At 35.5% G+C, this 20,834-nt stretch carries 16 protein-coding genes; 10 read left to right on the forward strand and 6 right to left on the reverse strand.

What is annotated here, in order from left to right; translation table 11 throughout:
- Position 1 precedes the first annotated feature (1 nt).
- The 10 genes from HCN53_RS07685 to HCN53_RS07730 all read left to right on the forward strand — a co-directional run bounded on the left by HCN53_RS07685 (position 2) and on the right by HCN53_RS07730 (position 12,286).
- Positions 2-745 (forward strand): tetratricopeptide repeat protein, encoded by a 744-nt coding sequence (locus tag HCN53_RS07685; protein ID WP_105018061.1) that lies wholly within the window; start codon positions 2-4, stop codon positions 743-745.
- A gap of 3 nt (positions 746-748) precedes the next feature.
- A complete protein-coding gene (locus tag HCN53_RS07690; protein ID WP_167342600.1) occupies positions 749-2,104 on the forward strand; it encodes a UDP-N-acetylmuramate--L-alanine ligase in 1,356 nt (451 codons plus the stop codon).
- Between the two features lie 108 nt (positions 2,105-2,212).
- Positions 2,213-3,760 (forward strand): bifunctional phosphoribosylaminoimidazolecarboxamide formyltransferase/IMP cyclohydrolase, encoded by a 1,548-nt coding sequence (gene purH, locus HCN53_RS07695; RefSeq protein ID WP_167342601.1) that lies wholly within the window; start codon positions 2,213-2,215, stop codon positions 3,758-3,760.
- Positions 3,761-3,814: 54 nt separating this feature from the next.
- On the forward strand, positions 3,815-4,843 hold the full coding sequence (locus tag HCN53_RS07700) for a rod shape-determining protein (RefSeq protein WP_042279614.1): 1,029 nt from the start codon (positions 3,815-3,817) through the stop codon (positions 4,841-4,843).
- A 14-nt stretch (positions 4,844-4,857) separates the two neighbouring features.
- On the forward strand, positions 4,858-5,682 hold the full coding sequence (mreC, locus tag HCN53_RS07705) for a rod shape-determining protein MreC (RefSeq protein ID WP_167342602.1): 825 nt from the start codon (positions 4,858-4,860) through the stop codon (positions 5,680-5,682).
- A 498-nt stretch (positions 5,683-6,180) separates the two neighbouring features.
- On the forward strand, positions 6,181-8,109 hold the full coding sequence (gene mrdA / locus HCN53_RS07710) for a penicillin-binding protein 2 (RefSeq protein ID WP_167342603.1): 1,929 nt from the start codon (positions 6,181-6,183) through the stop codon (positions 8,107-8,109).
- Positions 8,109-9,386 carry a rod shape-determining protein RodA gene (gene rodA, locus HCN53_RS07715; RefSeq protein ID WP_105018056.1) on the forward strand — a complete coding sequence of 426 codons (1,278 nt, stop codon included), beginning with the start codon at positions 8,109-8,111 and terminating at the stop codon, positions 9,384-9,386. The genes mrdA and rodA overlap by 1 nt, the downstream gene beginning before the upstream one ends.
- A 55-nt stretch (positions 9,387-9,441) precedes the next feature.
- Positions 9,442-10,383: a geranylgeranylglycerol-phosphate geranylgeranyltransferase gene (locus tag HCN53_RS07720; RefSeq protein ID WP_105018055.1), complete on the forward strand. Its 942-nt coding sequence runs from the start codon at positions 9,442-9,444 to the stop codon at positions 10,381-10,383.
- Entirely contained in the window at positions 10,383-11,333 is a 951-nt protein-coding gene (locus tag HCN53_RS07725) for a carbon-nitrogen hydrolase family protein (protein ID WP_167342604.1), read from the forward strand. The genes HCN53_RS07720 and HCN53_RS07725 overlap by 1 nt, the downstream gene beginning before the upstream one ends.
- A 59-nt stretch (positions 11,334-11,392) precedes the next feature.
- A complete protein-coding gene (locus HCN53_RS07730) occupies positions 11,393-12,286 on the forward strand; it encodes a pseudouridine synthase (protein ID WP_042279603.1) in 894 nt (297 codons plus the stop codon).
- Here HCN53_RS07730 and HCN53_RS07735 read toward each other — a convergent pair.
- The 6 genes from HCN53_RS07735 to der all read right to left on the reverse strand — a co-directional run bounded on the left by HCN53_RS07735 (position 12,264) and on the right by der (position 20,776).
- A complete protein-coding gene (locus HCN53_RS07735; RefSeq protein WP_167342605.1) occupies positions 12,264-12,938 on the reverse strand; it encodes a peptidoglycan-binding domain-containing protein in 675 nt (224 codons plus the stop codon). The genes HCN53_RS07730 and HCN53_RS07735 overlap by 23 nt on opposite strands.
- Positions 12,939-12,950: 12 nt before the next feature.
- Positions 12,951-14,369 carry a glycosyltransferase 87 family protein gene (locus HCN53_RS07740; RefSeq protein ID WP_167342606.1) on the reverse strand — a complete coding sequence of 473 codons (1,419 nt, stop codon included), beginning with the start codon at positions 14,367-14,369 and terminating at the stop codon, positions 12,951-12,953.
- Positions 14,369-15,862: a cellulose synthase family protein gene (locus HCN53_RS07745; RefSeq protein WP_105018051.1), complete on the reverse strand. Its 1,494-nt coding sequence runs from the start codon at positions 15,860-15,862 to the stop codon at positions 14,369-14,371. Before HCN53_RS07745 ends, HCN53_RS07740 begins: the two co-directional genes overlap by 1 nt.
- Entirely contained in the window at positions 15,859-16,560 is a 702-nt protein-coding gene (locus HCN53_RS07750; protein WP_105018050.1) for a glycosyltransferase family 2 protein, read from the reverse strand. Before HCN53_RS07750 ends, HCN53_RS07745 begins: the two co-directional genes overlap by 4 nt.
- A gap of 89 nt (positions 16,561-16,649) precedes the next feature.
- A complete protein-coding gene (locus tag HCN53_RS07755; protein ID WP_167342607.1) occupies positions 16,650-19,412 on the reverse strand; it encodes an outer membrane beta-barrel protein in 2,763 nt (920 codons plus the stop codon).
- A 62-nt stretch (positions 19,413-19,474) separates the two neighbouring features.
- On the reverse strand, positions 19,475-20,776 hold the full coding sequence (der, locus tag HCN53_RS07760; RefSeq protein ID WP_105018048.1) for a ribosome biogenesis GTPase Der: 1,302 nt from the start codon (positions 20,774-20,776) through the stop codon (positions 19,475-19,477).
- Positions 20,777-20,834: the final 58 nt, after the last annotated feature.

Consider the following 20,834-nt stretch of genomic DNA (forward strand, 5'->3'; position numbering starts at 1 on the left):
TATGCAACGAGTATTATTATTAATTCTTTTCTTAGTAGCTTATACTATTCAGGCACAAACTGATTTACTAGATGCCGAAGCCTTGTATAAGAACAAAAATTACCAAGAAGCGTTAGTAAAGTACCAGAATATCTATGATAAGGACAGTACTCAACTTATAGCTATCGAGCGTTTGGGCGACATCGCTGGACATCAAAAAAAATATAAGAAAGCAATGTCTTATTTTGAGATACTGGTTGAACGTGATCCTAAAAATGCTAACTACCATTTTAAATATGGTGGAGCGATGGCTTTTTACATCAAGGGAATTTCAAAATTTAAAGCGATTAAATATTTGGACGATGTAAAGTTTCATTTGCATCAAGCTGCTATTTTAGATAAAAAGCATATTGAGTCTAGGCACGCTTTATCTCAAATGTACTGTGAACTACCAGGTATAGTAGGTGGAAGTATTAAAAAAGCAAAGTTTTATGCTGATGAATTACTTAAAATATCACCGGTTGATGGGCATTTAGCATTTGGTTTTATTTACACCTATGAGGAAGATTACTCAAAGGCAGAAGAATCTTACAAGAAAGCCATTGAGGTTGGAGGTTCTCCTACTACATACTTGCTGCTAGGGCAATTGTATGAGAAACAAGAATTACCATTGAAAGCATTAAAAATATACAAGACTGGTCTAGACAAAACAAAATCGGCACAACTACAAACCGCCCTAAGTCAATTGAACCAAAAGCTCAACTAATTTATGAAAGTACACTTTATAGCAATAGGCGGTAGCGCCATGCACAACCTAGCACTAGCATTACATCATAAGGGTTATCAAGTTACAGGTAGCGACGATGTGATATTTGAACCTAGTAAATCCAGATTAGAAAAATATGGACTTTTACCACAGGAATACGGCTGGAATTCACAAGCAATTACCACAGAACTAGATGCAGTAATTGTTGGCATGCATGCTAAAGAAGATAATCCTGAATTAAAAAGAGCTCAAGAATTAGGTCTTACCATTTATAGCTATCCAGAATATCTATATGAACAATCTAAAAATAAAACACGAGTTGTAATTGCAGGCTCTCATGGTAAAACGACGATAACCTCAATGGTTCTTCATGTGATGCATTATCACGACAAAGAAGTAGATTACATGGTAGGAGCTCAATTAGAAGGATTTGATACTATGGTGCACCTTACGGATGATAATGAATTTATGATTCTTGAAGGTGATGAGTATTTATCAAGTCCTATCGATCGACGTCCTAAATTTCACTTATACCAACCTAACATTGCTTTATTGTCAGGTATTGCTTGGGATCACATTAATGTTTTCCCTACTTATGAAAATTATGTAAGTCAATTTGAGATGTTTCTTGATTTAATGAAAGATGGAAGTATACTTGTTTATAATGAAGAGGATGATGAGGTAAAGAGAATTAGTGAGGCTGCAACAAAACCTACACGCAAGCACTCGTACCACATCCCAGAACATCAAATAATAGACGGCATTACCTATCTAGAAACACCTGAAGGTGCTATGCCTATAGAGATATTTGGTAAGCATAACTTAAATAACCTTGCTGGGGCAAAATGGGTTTGTCAACATATGGGTATCGATGAAGATGACTTTTATGAAGCAATAGCAAGTTTTAAAGGAGCTTCTAAACGTTTAGAAAAAATCGCAGAATCTAATGGTAAAGTAATTTTTAAAGATTTTGCTCACTCTCCAAGTAAAGTTAAAGCCACCACTGAAGCTGTACATGACCAGTATATCGAGCGCAAGCTCATCGCTTGTCTTGAACTACACACCTACTCCAGCTTAAATCCAGAATTCCTGAAAGAATACGCAGGAGCTCTTGATGCTGCTGATGAGGCAGTAGTATTCTTCAGTCCAGAGGCTGTTGCCATAAAGCAATTAGCACCTATTACAAAGGAGCAAATTTTCGAGGCTTTTGATCGAGATGATTTAATCATCATGACCGAGCCTGTGACCTTCAGCACATGGCTTCTTGAAAAAAATCTAGATCAGTCCGTTTTACTTCTAATGAGTAGTGGAAATTACGGCGGATTAGATCTAGAAAAAGTAAAACAAATGGTTGATTGAATCTGTCCAAATAAAATTTAAAAGTATCGCAATATTTTATTTATAATGGAGTTCAAAATGAATGAGTTGAATTACTTTTGCAACTTGTTTAAATAACCCCAACACAACATGAGTAATATCACTGCAAAAAGCGCATTAATTTCCGTATTCAGCAAGGAAGGACTAGAACCTATTGTTCAAAAAATGAATGAATTAGGCATCACTATTTATTCAACCGGTGGTACTGAAAAATTTATTACAGACCTTGGAATTCCTGTAGTTCCTGTTGAAGATGTTACCTCATACCCATCTATTTTAGGAGGTCGTGTAAAAACTTTACACCCTAAAGTTTTTGGAGGGATTTTAAATCGCCGTGACAATGAAAACGACGTTGCTCAAATTAAAGAATTTGACATACCACAAATTGACATTGTAGTGGTAGATCTATACCCTTTTGAAAAAACGGTAGCAAGTGGCGCAAATGAACAAGATATTATAGAAAAAATTGATATAGGCGGAATTTCTTTAATTAGAGCAGGTGCCAAAAATTATAAAGACACTTTATGCGTAGGAACCGTACAGGATTATACAGCTCTATTAGAGGTATTAGAAGAAGGTAATGGGGTTACTACCTTAAAACAACGCAAGCGTTTTGCAACAAATTGCTTCAATGTCTCTTCACACTACGACAGTGCTATTTACAATTATTTTTCTGGCCACTCAATAGATAAAGCACTTAAGATAAGTGAACCTACTGTCATGCCTTTGAGATATGGAGAAAACCCGCATCAAAGAGGTTGGTTCTATGGCAACTTTAACGAGATGTTTACCAAACACCACGGTAAAGAGCTATCCTACAACAACTTACTAGACGTGGATGCCGCTGTGAATCTTATGAGTGAATTTGAGCATGATGCCCCTACATTTGCGATTTTTAAGCATAACAATGCTTGTGGAGTTGCACAACGCGACACTATCCATCAAGCTTATGTTGATGCACTTGCTGGTGATCCTGTGAGCGCATTTGGTGGTATTTTAATCGCAAATACGAATATTGACAAAGCAACAGCCGAAGAAATACACCAGCTTTTTTGTGAGGTAATTATAGCTCCTTCTTTTGATGAGGACGCTATGGAGATACTTAAAGGCAAGAAAAATAGAATATTACTAGAGCTTATAGATGGTGCGCTTTCGCGAAAGCGTGATCACAACACACTTGAGGTACGAGCTTCATTAAACGGTTATCTAGTACAGGATCCAAATATTAAGACAGATCAAAAAGCAGATCTAAAAACTGCAACTACAATAAGCCCAAGCGAAGAGCAAATTGAAGATTTATTATTTGCTTCAAAGATTTGTAAACACACAAAATCAAACACAATTGTTCTTGCAAAAGGAAAGCAGTTATGTGCAAGTGGTACTGGTCAAACATCGCGAGTAGACGCTCTTAATCAAGCTATTCATAAAGCCGGTAGCTTCAATTTTGATCTTGATGGTGCTGTTATGGCTAGTGATGCATTTTTCCCATTTCCGGATTGTGTAGAAATCGCAGATAATGCTGGCATTAAGGCTGTTATACAACCAGGCGGATCCATAAAAGACCAACTTTCAATCGATTATTGCAATGAAAATAGTATTGCAATGGTATTTACAGGTACTAGACACTTTAAACACTAATTATTTGATTAGATTTGTAGGTGACGCTTATTAACTTATTCCTCTGAGGTTTATATGGGATTTTTTGACTTTCTCTCTGAAGATATTGCCATTGATTTAGGTACGGCAAATACTTTAATTGTACACAATGGTAAAGTTGTTGTGGACAGTCCATCTATTGTTGCTAGAAATAGAACTACGGGTAAAATAATTGCCGTGGGTAAGGAAGCAGCCATGATGCAAGGTAAAACTCATGAAAATATCAAAACCATTAGGCCGCTTAAAGATGGTGTAATTGCAGACTTTGATGCCTCTGAAAAGATGATTTCGATGTTTATCAAAGAAATCCCTGCACTTAAGAAACGACTTTTTACCCCATCGTTACGAATGGTGATTTGTATTCCATCTGGGATAACCGAAGTTGAAATGCGTGCGGTTAAAGACAGTGCTGAGCGTGTAAATGGTAAGGAAGTCTACCTTATTCACGAACCTATGGCAGCAGCAATAGGTATAGGTGTTGATATCATGCAACCTAAAGGAAACATGATCGTTGATATAGGTGGAGGAACAACTGAAATTGCGGTTATTGCTCTAGGAGGAATAGTTTGTGATCGATCGGTAAAAATCGCAGGTGATGTTTTCACCAACGATATCGTTTATTACATGCGCACACAGCATAATCTTTATGTAGGTGAACGCACTGCAGAAAAGATAAAAATTCAAATAGGTGCAGCTACCGAGGATTTAGAAGTTCCACCAGAGGAAATGAGTGTGCAAGGTCGTGACTTAATTAAGGGTAGACCAAAAGAAGTTAAGATCTCTTATCGTGAAATTGCCAAAGCGCTTGATAAATCAATCCTACGTGTTGAAGATGCTGTAATGGAAACTTTATCTCAAACTCCTCCAGAACTAGCAGCCGACATCTATAATACTGGTATTTATCTTGCTGGTGGTGGATCGATGCTTAGAGGACTGGATAAACGTCTATCTCAAAAAACCGATCTTCCTGTATATATTGCAGAAGATCCTCTAAGAGCAGTGGTACGCGGTACAGGACTTACATTAAAAAATCTAGATAAATATAAAACCGTTCTAGCAGGATAGACATATTTTAACCTATGCAGCAAATTATTAACTTTCTGATCAAGTACAGAAATTTATTGCTGTTCCTGTTTTTACTTGTTATATCAATCAGTTTAACTGTACAGTCACACGACTTTACTAGGTATCAATTTATTCATTCTAGCGGCAACTTTACTGGCGGAGCTTTAAGTTCAAAACAGTCTGTTGCAGACTATTTTAATCTGAAACAAGTAAATCAAGAACTTGCAAATGAAAATGCAAAACTTAGAATGTTACTTGACGGTCTGAAGGCAGATACTTTAAGAATAGATACAACTACAGTTATTGCACAATCTACTTATAAAGTAATACCTGCAAAAGTTATTAAAAATAGTTTTCTCAAAAAGGATAATTATTTAACTCTAGACATTGGTGAGAAGAATGGAATTGAACCAGATATGGGTGTCATTACAGACAAAGGTATCATCGGTATAATTGATAGGTCCAATTCCAATTATTCTAGAGTAATATCTGTTTTGAGCTCTGATCTTTCAATCAATGCACAAATCAAGGGAAGTAATATTATAGGGTCTTTAAAATGGGATGGACAGGATCCCTATTACCTAAGCTTAGAAGATGTTCCCAGACTTGCACAAGTTAAAAAAGGTGATACCATTATCACAGGTAAGCAATCCACTTTATTCCCACCTAATATAGAAATAGGCACTATTAAAAAGGCGGAGCTTATCGATAATGGAGCCAAGTATAAAATCGATGTACAACTTTTTAATGACCTAACTGATTTAGGTTACGTATATGTGGTTAAAAACAAAATTTTACCTCAATTAAAGGAAATTGACACACTCGGACTAAATGACTAAAAAAAGTATATATACCGCTTTTTCAATACTGCTTATACTGTTCTTACAAGTTTTTGTATTGGATCATGTGTACTTCTTAGGGTTTATTAATCCAATCATCTATGTCATCATCCTGTTACTATACCCTGTAGAACATAATAGAGCACTTTATTTAATTGCTGCTTTTCTTTTGGGATTATTGATAGATACTTTTCAAGATACCGGTGGCGCACACGCCACATCCTGCCTGGTTTTAGCTTTTTCGAGACCGTTTCTTTTACGTATTATATATGGAGAAAGTTATAAAATGAAAAATTTAAAAATAATTCAATCCAATTTTGATCGATTATTACTACTACTGATTCTTGGAATACTGATACATCATTTTATATTTTTCAATCTTATATATTTTAACATGAGTCATATACTCATGGCCGTTAAAGATACGTTTGCCATAGGTGGCTTAAGTTTACTTATATCATTGCTAGTAATATATTTAGTAAAACCTAAGGTTGTAAGATGAAAAAACTCCTTCTTTTATTTCTAGTAACCGTAATTGGAATAGTGTTTATCGCTAGGCTTTTTTATTTACAAATCTCTACTGACAGCTATAAGCAAAAAGCAATTGAAAATGCTCAAAAGGTAATTTATGATTACCCAGAGCGTGGTTTTATTTATGATCGCGATGGAGAATTAATGGTAGGTAATCAGGTAGCTTATGATGTTATGGTAACACCTAGAGAAGTCAAAGAGTTTGACACTATAGCTCTATGTAAGTTACTTAAGATTGACACCACTAGACTTCTCAATCAATTAAACAAGGCCAAAAGCTGGTCTATTCGTAAGCCCAGTGTTATCATACCACAACTTACTCAAGAGGAATATGCTCCAGTTCAAGAACAATTAAGAAAGTATAAGGGATTTTTCGTACGACGTAGATCGTTAAGAAAATACCTTGTAGATCATAGCGCAAGCGTTTTAGGTTATATAAGAGAGGTAAACACTTCAAAGATCAAAAAAGACCCATACTACGACCTAGGAGACCTTGCAGGTAAAAGTGGGATCGAACTTCAATATGAGGATACATTGAGAGGAATTAAAGGTAAAAAAATATACCGCCGTGATGTTTACGGTCGAGAGTTAGAATCGTATGAAAATGGGAAATATGATATAGAAACAGTAGCAGGTAGTGATCTTACTGTTACTCTAGACAATGATCTTCAAGCTTATGGTGAACTTTTAATGAAGAATAAGCGAGGTGGAATTGTAGCTATACAACCAAAGACAGGTGAAATTCTTAGCTTAATAACTGCCCCTAATTACGACCCAAGTATTCTGATGGGTAGAGATCGATCAAAAAATATAAATGCGATCTTACGAGACACCATAAGACTTCCCGATTTTAATCGTGCTCTACAGGCACAATATGCACCTGGATCACCTTTCAAAGTCTTAAACGCACTTGTAGGTCTAGAAGAAGGAGTAATTAGACCTAACGAAAAATTAAGATGTAATCACGGGTATGATTACGGTGGCCGCAAACCTTTAGGTTGCCATTATCATCGCAGTCCACTAGGCATGGAGTTAGGAATAGCAGAAAGTTGTAACTCCTATTTTGCTCAAGTATATAGAAGAATCATAGAAAAAGAAAGTTCTCCAACGGCTGGAATGAATAAGTGGAACAAGCATATTTCTAGTTTTGGGTTGGGAGATTATTTAGGTTATGACCTACCAGTAGGTCGCGCCGGCAGAATTCCAGACGGTGAGTTCTATAATAATAACTATAAGTTTAAGTGGTATGCTCCTACCACAATATCAAATGCAATCGGACAAGGAGAAGTTGAAGCTACTCCTATTCAGCTCGCAAATATGACAGCTGCAATTGCTAATAGAGGATACTTTTACACACCACATATCATTAAAAAAATTAATGGAAACCCTATCACAGAGGAAAACTACACAACTAAAAGATATACCACTATAAGTCCCGAACATTTTGAACCCGTGATTGAAGGAATGAGTGAGGTTTATAAAAATGGGACTGCAAAATACTCACAAATTCCAGGTATAGAAATTTGTGGAAAAACTGGAACGGTTGAGAACAAAATGCGAATTGATGGAAAAACGAAACAACTTACAGATCATTCTGTTTTTATTGCATTTGCTCCAAAAGACGATCCACAAATAGCGATTGCAGTTTTTGTAGAGAATGGATATTGGGGTTCAAGATATGCTGCTAAAATTGCCAGTTTAATGATTGAAAAACACATCAAAGGCGAAATTACCAGAACAGATTTAGAACAATATTTGCTTACTCATAGTTTGGAATATGAGTATGCAAAACCCTACAGCGGTGAAGAATTTCTTATTAATGAAGCGGTAGATAGAGGTTTAATTACAGAGGAGAATAAACACATATATGCTCCAGACAATGGCTTACTTAAATAATGAGAATAGGAGACAAACCTAAATACGATTTTTACACTATTTTCATTTTTCTAGGTTTAATTACTATAGGATGGCTAGCGATTTACTCTAGTGTTAATGTTGAAACGTATTCCAGTATCTGGGATATGAATGTTGAGTACGGTAAACAATTCATTTGGATTGCCCTAGCCCTGCTTCTTATCGTAATTATTTTAGCTATAGAGCCTAAGTTTTATGAACGCTTTGCAGGTGTTATTTATGTCGTCTCGATGCTTTCCTTGTTAGGTCTTTTTGTATTTGGAAAAGAAATAAGCGGCGCCAGATCTTGGTATTCCTTTGGAAGTGTTGGTTTACAACCTAGTGAATTTGCAAAATTTGCTACGGCACTAGCAGTAGCCAAGTATCTAAGCCAGCTCAATGTAACTCTAAAAAACAAAAAGCATTTATTAATTGTAGGAGGAATTATCCTATTGCCACCACTACTTATAATCCCGCAACCTGATCCTGGAAGTGCTTTAGTATATTCCGCGTTTTTCTTTACTTTATATCGTGAGGGATTGTCTTTATGGTTTCTCACATTGGGCTTACTAGCGGTAGGACTTTTTGTAGGTGCACTTGCAATAGGACCTATACTAGTTTCGATAAGTGTACTAGTTGTTGTTGTAGTTATGTACTTGCTTTCGCGAAAGCGTAAACATAAAAAACGACTCGCTCCACCACGTAAATGGTTGTATATAATTACTGCATTTCTAGCAATTGGTTATACGTTTTCCACACAGTTTGTATTTGAAAACGTACTAAGCGATAGACATCGTAATCGTATCGATATTATTCTAGGACGTGTGGAAGACAATAAAGGAATAGGTTATAACTTAAACCAAAGTCTTATTACCATAGGACATGGTGGATGGACAGGAACCGGTTTACTTAAAGGATCTCAAACACAAGGTGGTTACGTCCCAGAGCAGCATACAGATTTTGTATTCACCGCTATAGCCGAGGAATTAGGGTTTGTAGGTGCTAGTGCCGTAGTGTTATTATTCATGGCACTTATTTACAGACTAGTCATAATGGCCGAAAGACAGCGTAATCAATTTGCTCGAGTTTACGGTTATGGTGTCGCCGGTATTTTTACTATTCATTTTTTTGTGAATATAGGCATGGTGCTAGGGCTATTGCCTACTGTAGGAATACCACTACCCTTTGTAAGCTATGGAGGAAGTGGTCTATGGGGCTTTACCGTATTACTCTTTGTATTTGTAAAACTAGATGCACACAGGATGAGCTACGACCATTAACCCTAATTGAATAAGTATTAACACAGTTGTGATAATTTGTCTGTAAATTCGAACTGTGAATCTGGAACAATCATATCAATCTAGGAACAAACAAAGTTTGCGCACGTTATTGGTTAAATCGTTAAGCCTTTTCAGTACGGTGAGGTTGTACAACGTGGGGCTAATAGCGGTGGCACAATTACTGGCTAGTATTTTTATCATCGCTCCAGAATTGCCAGTAAAAAGTCTTTTGCTAGACTATAAATTGTGGCTCCTTATTTTAGCTAGTGCTAGCGCCATTGCCAGTGGCTATATTATAAATAACTTTTACGACCGGGAAAAGGATTTAATCAATAGACCTCAAAAAACCTTATTAGAAAATCAGGTAAGTCGATCAACGTTATGGTCTGTGTATTTTACCCTTAATGCCATTGCCTTTTTGTTAGGCTCGATCGTCTCGTGGCGTGCTGGAGCATTTTTTGCATTTTACATTTTTGCCATGTGGTTGTACTCACATAAACTCAAAAGAATTTTATTTCTAGGTAATTTGATGGCGGCATTGCTATCCATAAGTCCGTTTTTTGTTCTATTCATGTATTATCGTAATTTCTTACCAGTGATTCTTATTCATGGGTCCTTTTTGTTTTTGATTTTGGGAATGCGTGAACTTATTAAGGACCTAGAAAATTTACGTGGTGACCTAGCTCAAAACTATCACACTATTCCTGTTGTTTTAGGAATTAAAGCGAGTAAAACCTTTTATACCTTTCTTACATTCATAGCAATTATCCCAGCATCCATTCTTATAACCACCTACAATGTAGGTGACATGAAGTATTATTTTGCGATGGTTGCTGGAGCTCTACTGGTATGTTTACCCTTATTATGGTCTTCAAAAAGAAAGCGGGAATATTTATTAATCCATTTTATTCTCAAAGTTATAATTGGCGTAGGCGTATTTTCAATATTATTAATTGACTTACCAGCCATAATAAATAGATTAAAGGATTTCATATAATGAATAATTCTAAAATAAAAGTAGGACTAGCTCAAATAAGCCCTGTATGGCTTGATAAAAAAGCTACGTTAAAAAAAATATTGACTACGCTGGAGCAAGCAAAAAATCAGCAAGTAGAACTAGTAGCTTTTGGAGAAGGCTTATTACCAGGATATCCATTTTGGCTAGCACTTACCGATGGGGCTGCTTGGAATAAAAAGATTGTCAAAGAACTTCATAGACACTACAGTTTAAACGCAATTTGTATAGAAAAAGGAGAGCTAGATGAGGTATGCGCTTTCGCGAAAGCGAATAAAATGGCAATTTATTTAGGAATAATCGAAAGACCAGAAGATCGTGGCGGTCATAGTTTATATGCAAGCTTTGTTTACATCAATCAAGAAGGTTTAATACAAAGCGTGCACCGTAAATTGCAACCTACCTATGACGAGAGGTTGACATGGGCACCAGGTGACGGCAATGGGTTAGTAACTCACCAATTGAAAGATTTTACGGTAAGTGGTTTAAACTGTTGGGAAAATTGGATGCCACTTCCTAGAGCTGCGATGTACGCACAAGGCACCAATTTACATGTAGCTTGCTGGCCTGGTAGTGACCACAATACTAAAGACATTACCAGATTCATCGCAAGAGAAGGACGCACCTTTGTTTTAAGTGTTGCGAGTACAATGTTTAAATCTGATTTTCCAGAAAACACTCCTCATCTAGATGAAATTCTAACAAATGCTCCTGAAGTACTAGCCAACGGTGGTAGTTGCATCGCAGGACCAGATGGGGAATGGATTATTGAACCCCAAGTAGGGAATGAAGAGTTAATAACGGCTACTCTAGACCTTCATCGTGTTTATGAAGAACGTCAAAATTTTGATGCAGTTGGACATTACTCTAGACCAGACGTCACTCAATTACATGTGAACAGAGATAGGCAGTCGACAATAAAATTTAAATAAATTCATCTCTCTCAAGCACAGGTCTTTCAAAATATTATCTTTGCAAAAAAATAGCAGAGATGAATAAGGGAAAAGGAGGACGTAAGGGACCAGCTAATAGTAATTCTAAAAGCAAATCTACACGCAACACTCGCGGTGGTAAAAATCAAATTATAGGCACATCTAGAACAGGGAAACCTGTTACTAAAAAACAATACATAAAACGCAAGAAAAACGAAAGTTCGTCAACTAGCGACGATACAAAAGGTATTCGTTTAAACAAATACATAGCCAATTCTGGAATTTGTAGTCGTAGAGAAGCCGATGTGTTTATTGCAGCTGGTAGTGTTTTTGTTAATGACAAACCTGTTACAGAAATGGGTTATCGAGTGCAGCCAGACGATCACGTGAAATTTGATGGCCAATCTATCACTCCTAGAAGAAATGAGTATTACCTACTAAATAAACCAAAAGGATTTATTACGGCTAATAAAGGAGACAAGGCTTCTAAAACAGTTGATGATTTAATGCGCAATGCAAGTGGATACCACCTACATCATGTAGGTAAACTTAATAGAACTGGATTAGGACTGATGATATTTACCACAGATATTAAAATGGCCAATAAACTTAATAATCCTAACCTAAAACTAAAGAGATTATATCAAGTCACGTTAGAACGCAGTTTGAAACATGCTGACCTTCTAAAAATTCGTGAAGGACTTATTATCGATGGACAAGAAATTCATGTTAATGATATCAATTACATTGAAAACGGTCGCAGTAACGAAATTGGTATAGAGCTTTCCATAAATAAGGAAAGTATCGTAAAAGAGATCTTTGAGAGTTTAGATTACTCAGTATCCTCTATGGATGTTGTTATGATTCACGGTTTAACCAAAAAAGACCTACCTAGAGGCCACTATAGAAAGCTTACTCAACAAGAAGTGATTAATTTACAGATGTTGTCGTAACCTCAACAAGTTTTTCGAGAGTCAGCGCATCGAGCTGTCCGTCAGGAAATAAGCTATGTGCTGACTCGAATTTACTTACAGCTTGTGTAGTGATAGTGCTATAAACACCGTCAATATCAATACTATCCTTCAGTGCCTTGTTGAGAAGTTTTTGAACTTCATAAACAAGTACTCCTCGACTACCAGTTTTTAATTCATTTTTGGGAAAAGCAACTAGCATATCCTTATATAACGGCAATACTTTTGATGGTTGAGGTTGCTGTGTAATTCCTAATTCCTTCTGTTGGATTTGATCGTTGGTCCATCCCTCAGATTTTAAATGAGCACTATTTTCAAGCTTATTTTCCAGGTATTTTACTAAAGCTCGTTTTGATGCATATTTTTTAATTGCACGTTGCGTTTCTATATCGTCATCTGATGGGTTAATTACATCCACATCATTCACACTCCATTCATATTGAACATAGGAGTTTAAATCTTCAATAGCTTCATAATAGGAAAATAAAACGCTATCATCATGATAAGTAATATCAATCCTTTCACTTGCCTCGTAATTTGCATTATCAGGATGCAATCGGCGCCAATCTTTATAATAATCATAGGCTAGAAAACCGACTATTATAATCAAAAGAACAATAATGATTTTTTTCATTTGATGGATGGTTTAACGGTATAAAGATACATTTTTATTCACATTTGTTGTGTTTTCCCCATATCGGGAGAAATAAAATAACTCGTAAATGAAATAACCTATTACAACTACATATTCAAAAGCAATCAACCACAAATTTTCTTGATAATTGGAATTTGAATAGGCATAATAGCTTAGAAATATGAAAGCAGACCAGACTACCATAAACCTATATTTGGTAAAAACACTAAATAATAAGGGTATTACTAGATACCAAGGATGTACGGTGGTTGCAAAGAGCAAATGCAAACAAAAGGCGAACATTACACTAGTGAATAAACCAACTGGTGTGCGGTTATTTCTAAAGTATGTAATAAGTAACACACTTATTAGAGTACAAAAAGGTAGAATCTTCCCTATCGTTCCTATAGTATTGTAACCTACAAGACCAAAACCTATTTCACGAACTAGATAATAAACAGAGGCATTAAATTCAAATTTACCAAACCACAAGCCTACACTATTACTGTATTTATCAAAAAGCTCAATGGACAAGAATGGTAAAAATCCCATTCCGACTACAATTAAAATGAATAAATAATAAGGGATTATTTTACTGAACTTAGTTCGATTAAGTAATATAGGTAATATCAACAAAGGCATGAGTTTTAATAATACTCCATATCCCATGAATAAGGCGCTCCACCATTTTTTGAGTTTCAATAATAAGTAAAACGCTAGTAGCATAAAAAAGCCCATCACACCTTCCCAGTGTAAATTACCCGTCAATTCCACGAGGACAAAAGGGTTTAAGAAATACAACAGACTATAGTAATCAGGTTTACCCAGTTGTTTTAATAATTTAACCATGATTACAAGTGTTCCTACATCGGCTAGAATAATAAACAATCTCATAAAAATAACCGTAGCGGTTATACTTTTACCACCTAGTGCAGCCGCTACTGCAAAGAAAAACTGATTAAGCGGCGGATAGTTGGTATAATGACTAGCGCTTAAATCTCCCATGTAAGCTCTTAATACCTGGGCATTAGGGATAAAGGACGATGCTTCTCCTATGATCTCATCTGGAATATATAAATAGGGATTATATCCATTAAGCAACATATGACCATCCCATATAAATCTAAAAAAATCTTGAGAGAGATTGGGAGTCACTTCCCAAATCATTAATCTTAATAGAACTCCTACACTTCCTATCAGGATAGTTGTTCTATGCTTTTGAAAGAGTGTTTTATCTTGATCAACTAGTTGAGAGTAAGATCTATTAAATTCCTTAAACAACCACCAAAAACAGGCTAAACCAATAAATAGTAATATATATGTAACTGTTAGTTGATAGAATTGCTTTCGCGAAAGCGTAAAGAAAAAAGCGTATAGTACGCAACATATAATGGTAGTAAGACCTAGACCGTTTTTAATACGGCGTTTCATTATTGTTTATCTGTTAAACTGCGAATAAAAACGAATCCAAACCCAATCATTAACATCAAATGGAAAGGAAGCAATCCAAAGTCTCCACCTTGATCACCTACATAAAAAGCTGCAACAATTCCAAACGCAAAATAGAGAATCAATAAAAACTCAATAATTAGATTTTTACTTAAGTTTTTTCGTAGATATTTATTGGATTTCCAATTTTTTCCTACTGCTGCTAGATTAAACTTTGGAGTGCGCACAAATTCACTGCGTTTACCTATATGACCTTCAATAACAGCTATAGAATTATGTAATGAGAATCCCATAGCAATCGAGAAAAAGGTGAAAAACATTCCAATGTAGGAAATGAAGTTTTTAAAACCACCACCATAGGTGTTTTTATACATGAACCAATAACATATAAAAAAGATAATTGAGCTAAGAACAAAAAAGCTCATTGCATAAAAGTAAGGCGCTAGGTGAGCGTAAGTATTTTTAATGAACAACATGGGAACGCTTAAAACACCTACAATAAGTACGTTTAAAAACATAGTACTATTCAATAGATGTAATATACCGTGGACTTTTGACTTAAAAGATAGTGACTTGTTGGAAACCACTCGTTTTGCCATTTTCCTAAAGTTTTCGGCACCGCCTTTATTCCATCTGAATTGCTGTGATCGAGCAGCACTTAAAACAATAGGTAACTCTGCTGGTGTAGTTACATCCTCTAAATATTTAAATTTCCAACCTTTGAGCTGCGCTCGATAACTTAGATCTAGATCTTCGGTTAGGGTATCTCCTTCCCAATTTCCTGCCTCGATTATGGTTTGTTTACGCCATATTCCTGCGGTACCATTAAAATTGATAAAATGTCCTTTACTATTCCTTCCAACCTGCTCTAGAGTAAAATGAGCATCGAGAGCAAAGGCTTGAACTTGAGTTAAAATGGAAAAATCTCTATTCAAATGACCCCAACGAGTTTGAACTACTCCTATTTCAGGGTTTTTAAAATAGATAACGGTTTTTTTAAGCCAATCAGACTCCGGCAAGAAGTCTGCGTCGAAAATCGCTATGAATTCACCTTTTGCGATTTCTAAACCTTCTTTAAGAGCTCCTGCTTTAAATCCAACACGATTTGTTCTAGTGATGTGTTTAATATCTAATCCAGTTGCAGCCAGTTTTTCAACATGTGCTGCAGTGGTTTTAACTGTCTCATCCGTAGAATCATCTAATACTTGAATCTCTAACTTATGTCTAGGATAATCCATTAAAGCAATATTATCTAGCAATCGCTCCATAACGTAAGCTTCGTTAAAAACTGGTAATTGTATGGTTACAAATGGAACCTCGGCAGTGTTTGTCAAATCAAAAACGGGATCGTTATCTGTTTGATTTTTGCGGGCCTTTAAGTAGTTAACCAGCAGATTGAGTTGCGCAAAAGCATAAAGCATAATTAATATTAATGCTATAGAATAAATCACAATACATATCCACTCAAAAATCATTTCCTAATACCGTATTTAAAAATCCACGTTAAAATTTTAACGCCTGCAAAGATAGCACCTTTAACAGTACCTGACACCTTTGATACTCCTATTCTATTGCGGTACTTCATTGGAATCTCACAATAGGTATAGTTATTCTTTAGAGCCTTAAGCTGTAATTCTACAGTCCAACCGTAAGTTTTATCCTGCATATTCAAGGCTAATAGCTTATCATATTTAATAGCTCTGAACGGGCCAAGGTCTGTAAATTTACTTGCAAACATCCATTTCATAAGGGTAGTTGCCAGCCAATTTCCAAATATTTGAGGTAGTGTCATACTTCCCTTTTCACGTAAATGTGAAACCCTAGCTCCAATTACGACATCAATATCGTCGTTTATTATAGGATTCACTAGCTCAATTAACTGTTCTGGATAATCACTATAGTCACCATCTAAAAAAACAATAATATCTGTGCGTTCATTTAATTGCGCTATGTAGTCCATTGCTTTTAAACATGCATTTCCGTAGCCAGGATTTGGCTCCTCAACCACAGTAGCACCAGCATTTCTAGCTACTAGGACGGTATCATCGCTTGAGTTGTTACTACAAACGACAACTTCTGTCACAATTTTTGGAATATCTTTTATCACATGACCTATCGAATCTTGTTCATTGTAGGCAGGAATAATTACTCGTATGATAGGGAAACGTTGCAGGGCTTATTATTTAACCGCGCAAGTTAATCAATAACCCAATAATATACTGTGATAACTGAGTACCATATATTATTTATGGTACTCAGTTATCAATCCATAAAAATGATTGAATTCTCCGATTTCTTCTTAGTAAAAGTTGAAAGTTTATACGTAAAACTAAACATGAAGTATTGTTGTAATACTAAAGTATTAGTATCCTGAACATAATCACTAGCTACAGTTCTTCTTGTACCTATTACTTGATTGAGAATATCATAGGCTTTAACTTTAAAATTAGCTTTATCATTTGCAAACGAGTAACCTAAGCTACCTATTAGAATCAAGGAATCATCATCAAACCCAGCTTCTATATTCCCAAACTTATTATACTCACCTCTTAGCCCAAAAGTGACCTTTTTAGGCCAGTATGTAGTTAGGTCGATTGATACTTGTTGATTAGTAAAATCTTGCTCTTGAAATGGCGCGTTATCAAATTTAGTTTTATTAAAACTAGGATCATAGGACAATTTTACGTCCAATAAATCATCAATATCATAACTCACATATACTCTAGGGTTAATTCTTGTACTTTTTGTAGTAAATAGGATATTCTGTGTAAAACCTTTGTTCTCATCATAACCTACATCTAGACCTGATCCTACTTTAATTTTTGAATTGTCTTTTTTCCAACTTTTGCTGTAACTCACATAAACATATGAATTAAACACACCATCAACATTGGTATAAGTTGTCGTCCTAATCAGATCTTCATCTGTTATGGTACTTGCTACAACTCTATCGTTTACAAAGTTTAAAGATCCACCGGCATATAATCCAGATTGCTCTTTCCAGTTATAATCGCTATAGTAGAAATTCACACGATTATTTTTTATAGCATTCAAATCCGGATTACCTATTATAATGTTTTGAGGGTTTGTTCTATCTTCAGCAGGCTGTAATTGATTTGCTGCTGGTAGACTAATATCATTCCTAAAGCTCAAACTTAGATAACCATTTTCTCCAAAACTTTTAGTAATCCTGGCGTTCAAATAAGGATTAGTAAATTCTTTTTCAAAGTCAAATGATCTAAGACCATCATTATTATCTAAACTTTGTCGTATAAAACCTGTAGAAAGATTCAATCTGTATTTGCCCAACTTATATCTTCCTCCTAATACGGCCCGTTGTTCCAAGGTATTAATTTCCTGATCAGTACTTTGTGCTTGATTAAATAAATTCGTACCCGAATCTCTATCAAATACGCTTCGTATATTTTCCTGATTTTGATTCCTATAGGTATACTCAGTAAAAAAGCTTAATGAGTCATGAACCTTATAATTAATCTTGGGTGCTATTCTATATGACCTAATGTTATTTTCCTGATCAATTAGTTGATTTTGGATTTCAGTGCTAGGTGAAGATCCAAAAGTATTCCTTGTACTATTAAAATCATTGAGATTGTCAGAATTATTCAAGGATAAATTACCACTAGCTGAAAAACTCCATTTTTTGCCTAAAGTTCCTCTAAAAACATAAAAGTTCCCACTGAAATTTGTTGACTCAGAATCGTTGGAGCTTAAAGTTTCCACGTCATTAATTATACTTCCGTCGGGATTTGATGCAATTGAATTGCTACTGGAATTACTTTGATTTTGACTCGAATTAAATTCAGGTGTAAAAGTTATAGTCGTTAGAGTATCTGGCCTAACCTTTAATTCTGCACGCATTCTGTGATTAAAACCGTCTGATCTAGAATCATTTGAGGAATTATTGATAAAACTACGATCAGGTAAAAAGGTTTCTCTTCTCGATTGGGTGGCGCTTATCGTTTCACTGCCTCCGTAAAAATAATTTGCACTTAATTCTACCTTCTTACCCCAGTCATTAGAAATATTGATTCCGCCACTTTGACTAGTAGTAATACCATCACCACTACCACCGAAGTTGAATCCATTAACACCAAAGGAACCGTTTGAACTTCTGGATATTGAGAACGCCTGACTTCCCATTGCATCAAACACTTCATCAAAGCTAAAACCAGGTGAATTTATATTGTTACCAGCTCCTAGTACACTGACACGAAGATCCTTGTTAAAATAATTAGCAATACCACTCAAGGAGTATCTTTCATCAGTTCCAGCACCAGCAGTGAATCTAGAGAAAAAACCTTTGTTCTTATCTTCAGCAATGACAACGTTAATTTCTGCCTCATTGTTATCACTTTTCTCTTTGAGAATTTTTTGTTCTTCTGTCTTAGATTCAGTTACTTGAATTTTATCAATAATCTCCTTAGGTAAATTCTTAAGTGCAATTTTGGGATCACTCCCAAAAAACTCCTTTCCGTTTACTAATAATTTATTGACCTTTTTACCATTTACCTTTATGGTGCCATCTTTATCTATTTCTACACCTGGTAATTTTTCTAGTAAATCCTCTAGTGTAGCGTTTTCTTTTGATTTGAATGATCCAGCATTAAACTCTAAGGTATCTTGTTTAATTCGAATAGGCGCAGCTTTGGCATTTACAAGCACACCTTCCAATTCTTCAACTTGATTGCTTAAAGATATTTGTCCTAAATCTATTTCCCGATTATCCTTTATAAAGAGCTCTTTTCTAAATTCTTTATACCCTTGATACGAGGCGTAAAATACTAGACTATCGACACTTGTGTTACCACTTATAGTAAATGCGCCATTTTCATCAGTTATCGAGTAGGCAATTAAGGTAGCGTCTTTTTTAGCTTCAGCAAATACGGTTGCACTTTGTAAACCTGTATTTGATAAGGAGTCCAATACAACTCCTTTAATTTCTATTTTTTGGGCAAATAGAATTGTACTGGTCATCAATACCAGCGTAAATAGCAAATTTTTCATGATTGGTTAGTTTCATAGCAAATGTAATTTACAAACGAAAACTAATTCAAACTATTGCCCTTTTATTTTTTTCTCATGTAAACGCTTACTGGAACTCCTGTAAAATCAAAATGTTCTCTCAACTGATTTTCCAGATATCTTTTGTAAGGCTCTCTTACATATTGTGGTAAATTACAAAAGAAGGCAAATTGGGGTTGTGGAGTTGGTAATTGGGTTACAAACTTGATTTTAACATATTTCCCTTTGGTTGAAGGCGGTGGTCTGTTCTCAATGATAGGCAACATAACCTCATTAAGTTTGCTTGTTTTTATTTTCTTTGACCTGTTTTTATAGACCTCTACAGCTGTTTCAATCGCTTTGTAAATTCTCTGTTTGTTTAAAACCGACATAAAAACAATAGGAACATCAGTAAAAGGTTCCATCTCACGACGAATTTGAGCTTCAAAATCTCGCATCGTATTAGTTTCCTTTTCTACAAGGTCCCATTTATTCACCAGAATAACAATCCCTTTTCTATTACGTTCTGCAAGCCAAAAAATATTTTGAACCTGACCGTCAAATCCTCTTGTTGCGTCTAAAACGAGTAAACAAACATCACAATGCTCTATAGCCCTTACACTACGCATAACGCTATAAAACTCAAGATCTTCCTTAACCTTCTTTTTACGTCGTATTCCAGCAGTATCTACTAGATTAAACTCAAAACCAAATCTATTATATTTTGTATCGATAGAATCACGAGTTGTTCCTGCGATATCAGTTACTATATAACGATCTTCACCTATTAGAGCGTTAATAAAGGATGATTTACCTGCATTTGGTCTACCTACAACGGCAAAACGAGGTAATTCTTCCTCTTCAATTTCTTCCTTTTCTGGCAACTTTTCAACTACAGCATCTAGTAAATCACCTGTACCACTTCCATTTATACTAGAGATATTGAAATAATCACCTAGACCTAAATTGTAAAATTCATACGCATCTTGAATGCGCTGTACGTTGTCTACTTTATTTACTACAAGAAATATAGGTTTTGTAACTTTTCTAAGAATTTTTGCAACATCCTCATCCATGCTGGTAATTCCATCTTCCGCATCTACCATGAAAATGACCGCATCAGCCTCATCAATTGCAAGCTCTACCTGCTTATCAATTTCCGCTTCAAAAACATCGTCGCTACCTATTACATATCCACCTGTATCAATTACAGAAAACTCACGGCCATTCCAGTCGGTTTTACCATAATGCCTGTCGCGAGTCACACCACTTACGGCATCGGTAATGGCTTCTCTACGCTGTATTAATCTATTAAAAAAGGTAGATTTTCCTACATTCGGTCTTCCTACAATCGCAACTATACTCATCTCTTGTTTTTAGCATTTGCAAAGGTACTCATTTTAATAGAGTAACCTATTAGTATGA

Source organism: Nonlabens sp. SY33080 (assembly GCF_011784885.1).
In the GTDB taxonomy this organism is placed as follows: Bacteria; Bacteroidota; Bacteroidia; order Flavobacteriales; family Flavobacteriaceae; genus Nonlabens; species Nonlabens tegetincola.

Bases quoted from the DNA above. Each gene is read 5' to 3' on its own strand.
- HCN53_RS07690 (WP_167342600.1), top strand. From the start codon at position 749: ATGAAAGTACACTTTATAGCAATAGGCGGTAGCGCCATGCACAACCTA.
- HCN53_RS07745 (WP_105018051.1), bottom strand. From the start codon at position 15,862: ATGATTTTTGAGTGGATATGTATTGTGATTTATTCTATAGCATTAATA.
- mreC (WP_167342602.1), top strand. From the start codon at position 4,858: ATGCAGCAAATTATTAACTTTCTGATCAAGTACAGAAATTTATTGCTG.
- purH (WP_167342601.1), top strand. From the start codon at position 2,213: ATGAGTAATATCACTGCAAAAAGCGCATTAATTTCCGTATTCAGCAAG.
- HCN53_RS07730 (WP_042279603.1), top strand. From the start codon at position 11,393: ATGAATAAGGGAAAAGGAGGACGTAAGGGACCAGCTAATAGTAATTCT.
- HCN53_RS07700 (WP_042279614.1), top strand. From the start codon at position 3,815: ATGGGATTTTTTGACTTTCTCTCTGAAGATATTGCCATTGATTTAGGT.
- HCN53_RS07755 (WP_167342607.1), bottom strand. From the start codon at position 19,412: ATGAAAAATTTGCTATTTACGCTGGTATTGATGACCAGTACAATTCTA.
- mrdA (WP_167342603.1), top strand. From the start codon at position 6,181: ATGAAAAAACTCCTTCTTTTATTTCTAGTAACCGTAATTGGAATAGTG.
- HCN53_RS07685 (WP_105018061.1), top strand. From the start codon at position 2: ATGCAACGAGTATTATTATTAATTCTTTTCTTAGTAGCTTATACTATT.
- rodA (WP_105018056.1), top strand. From the start codon at position 8,109: ATGAGAATAGGAGACAAACCTAAATACGATTTTTACACTATTTTCATT.
- HCN53_RS07735 (WP_167342605.1), bottom strand. From the start codon at position 12,938: ATGAAAAAAATCATTATTGTTCTTTTGATTATAATAGTCGGTTTTCTA.
- der (WP_105018048.1), bottom strand. From the start codon at position 20,776: ATGAGTATAGTTGCGATTGTAGGAAGACCGAATGTAGGAAAATCTACC.
- HCN53_RS07740 (WP_167342606.1), bottom strand. From the start codon at position 14,369: ATGAAACGCCGTATTAAAAACGGTCTAGGTCTTACTACCATTATATGT.
- HCN53_RS07725 (WP_167342604.1), top strand. From the start codon at position 10,383: ATGAATAATTCTAAAATAAAAGTAGGACTAGCTCAAATAAGCCCTGTA.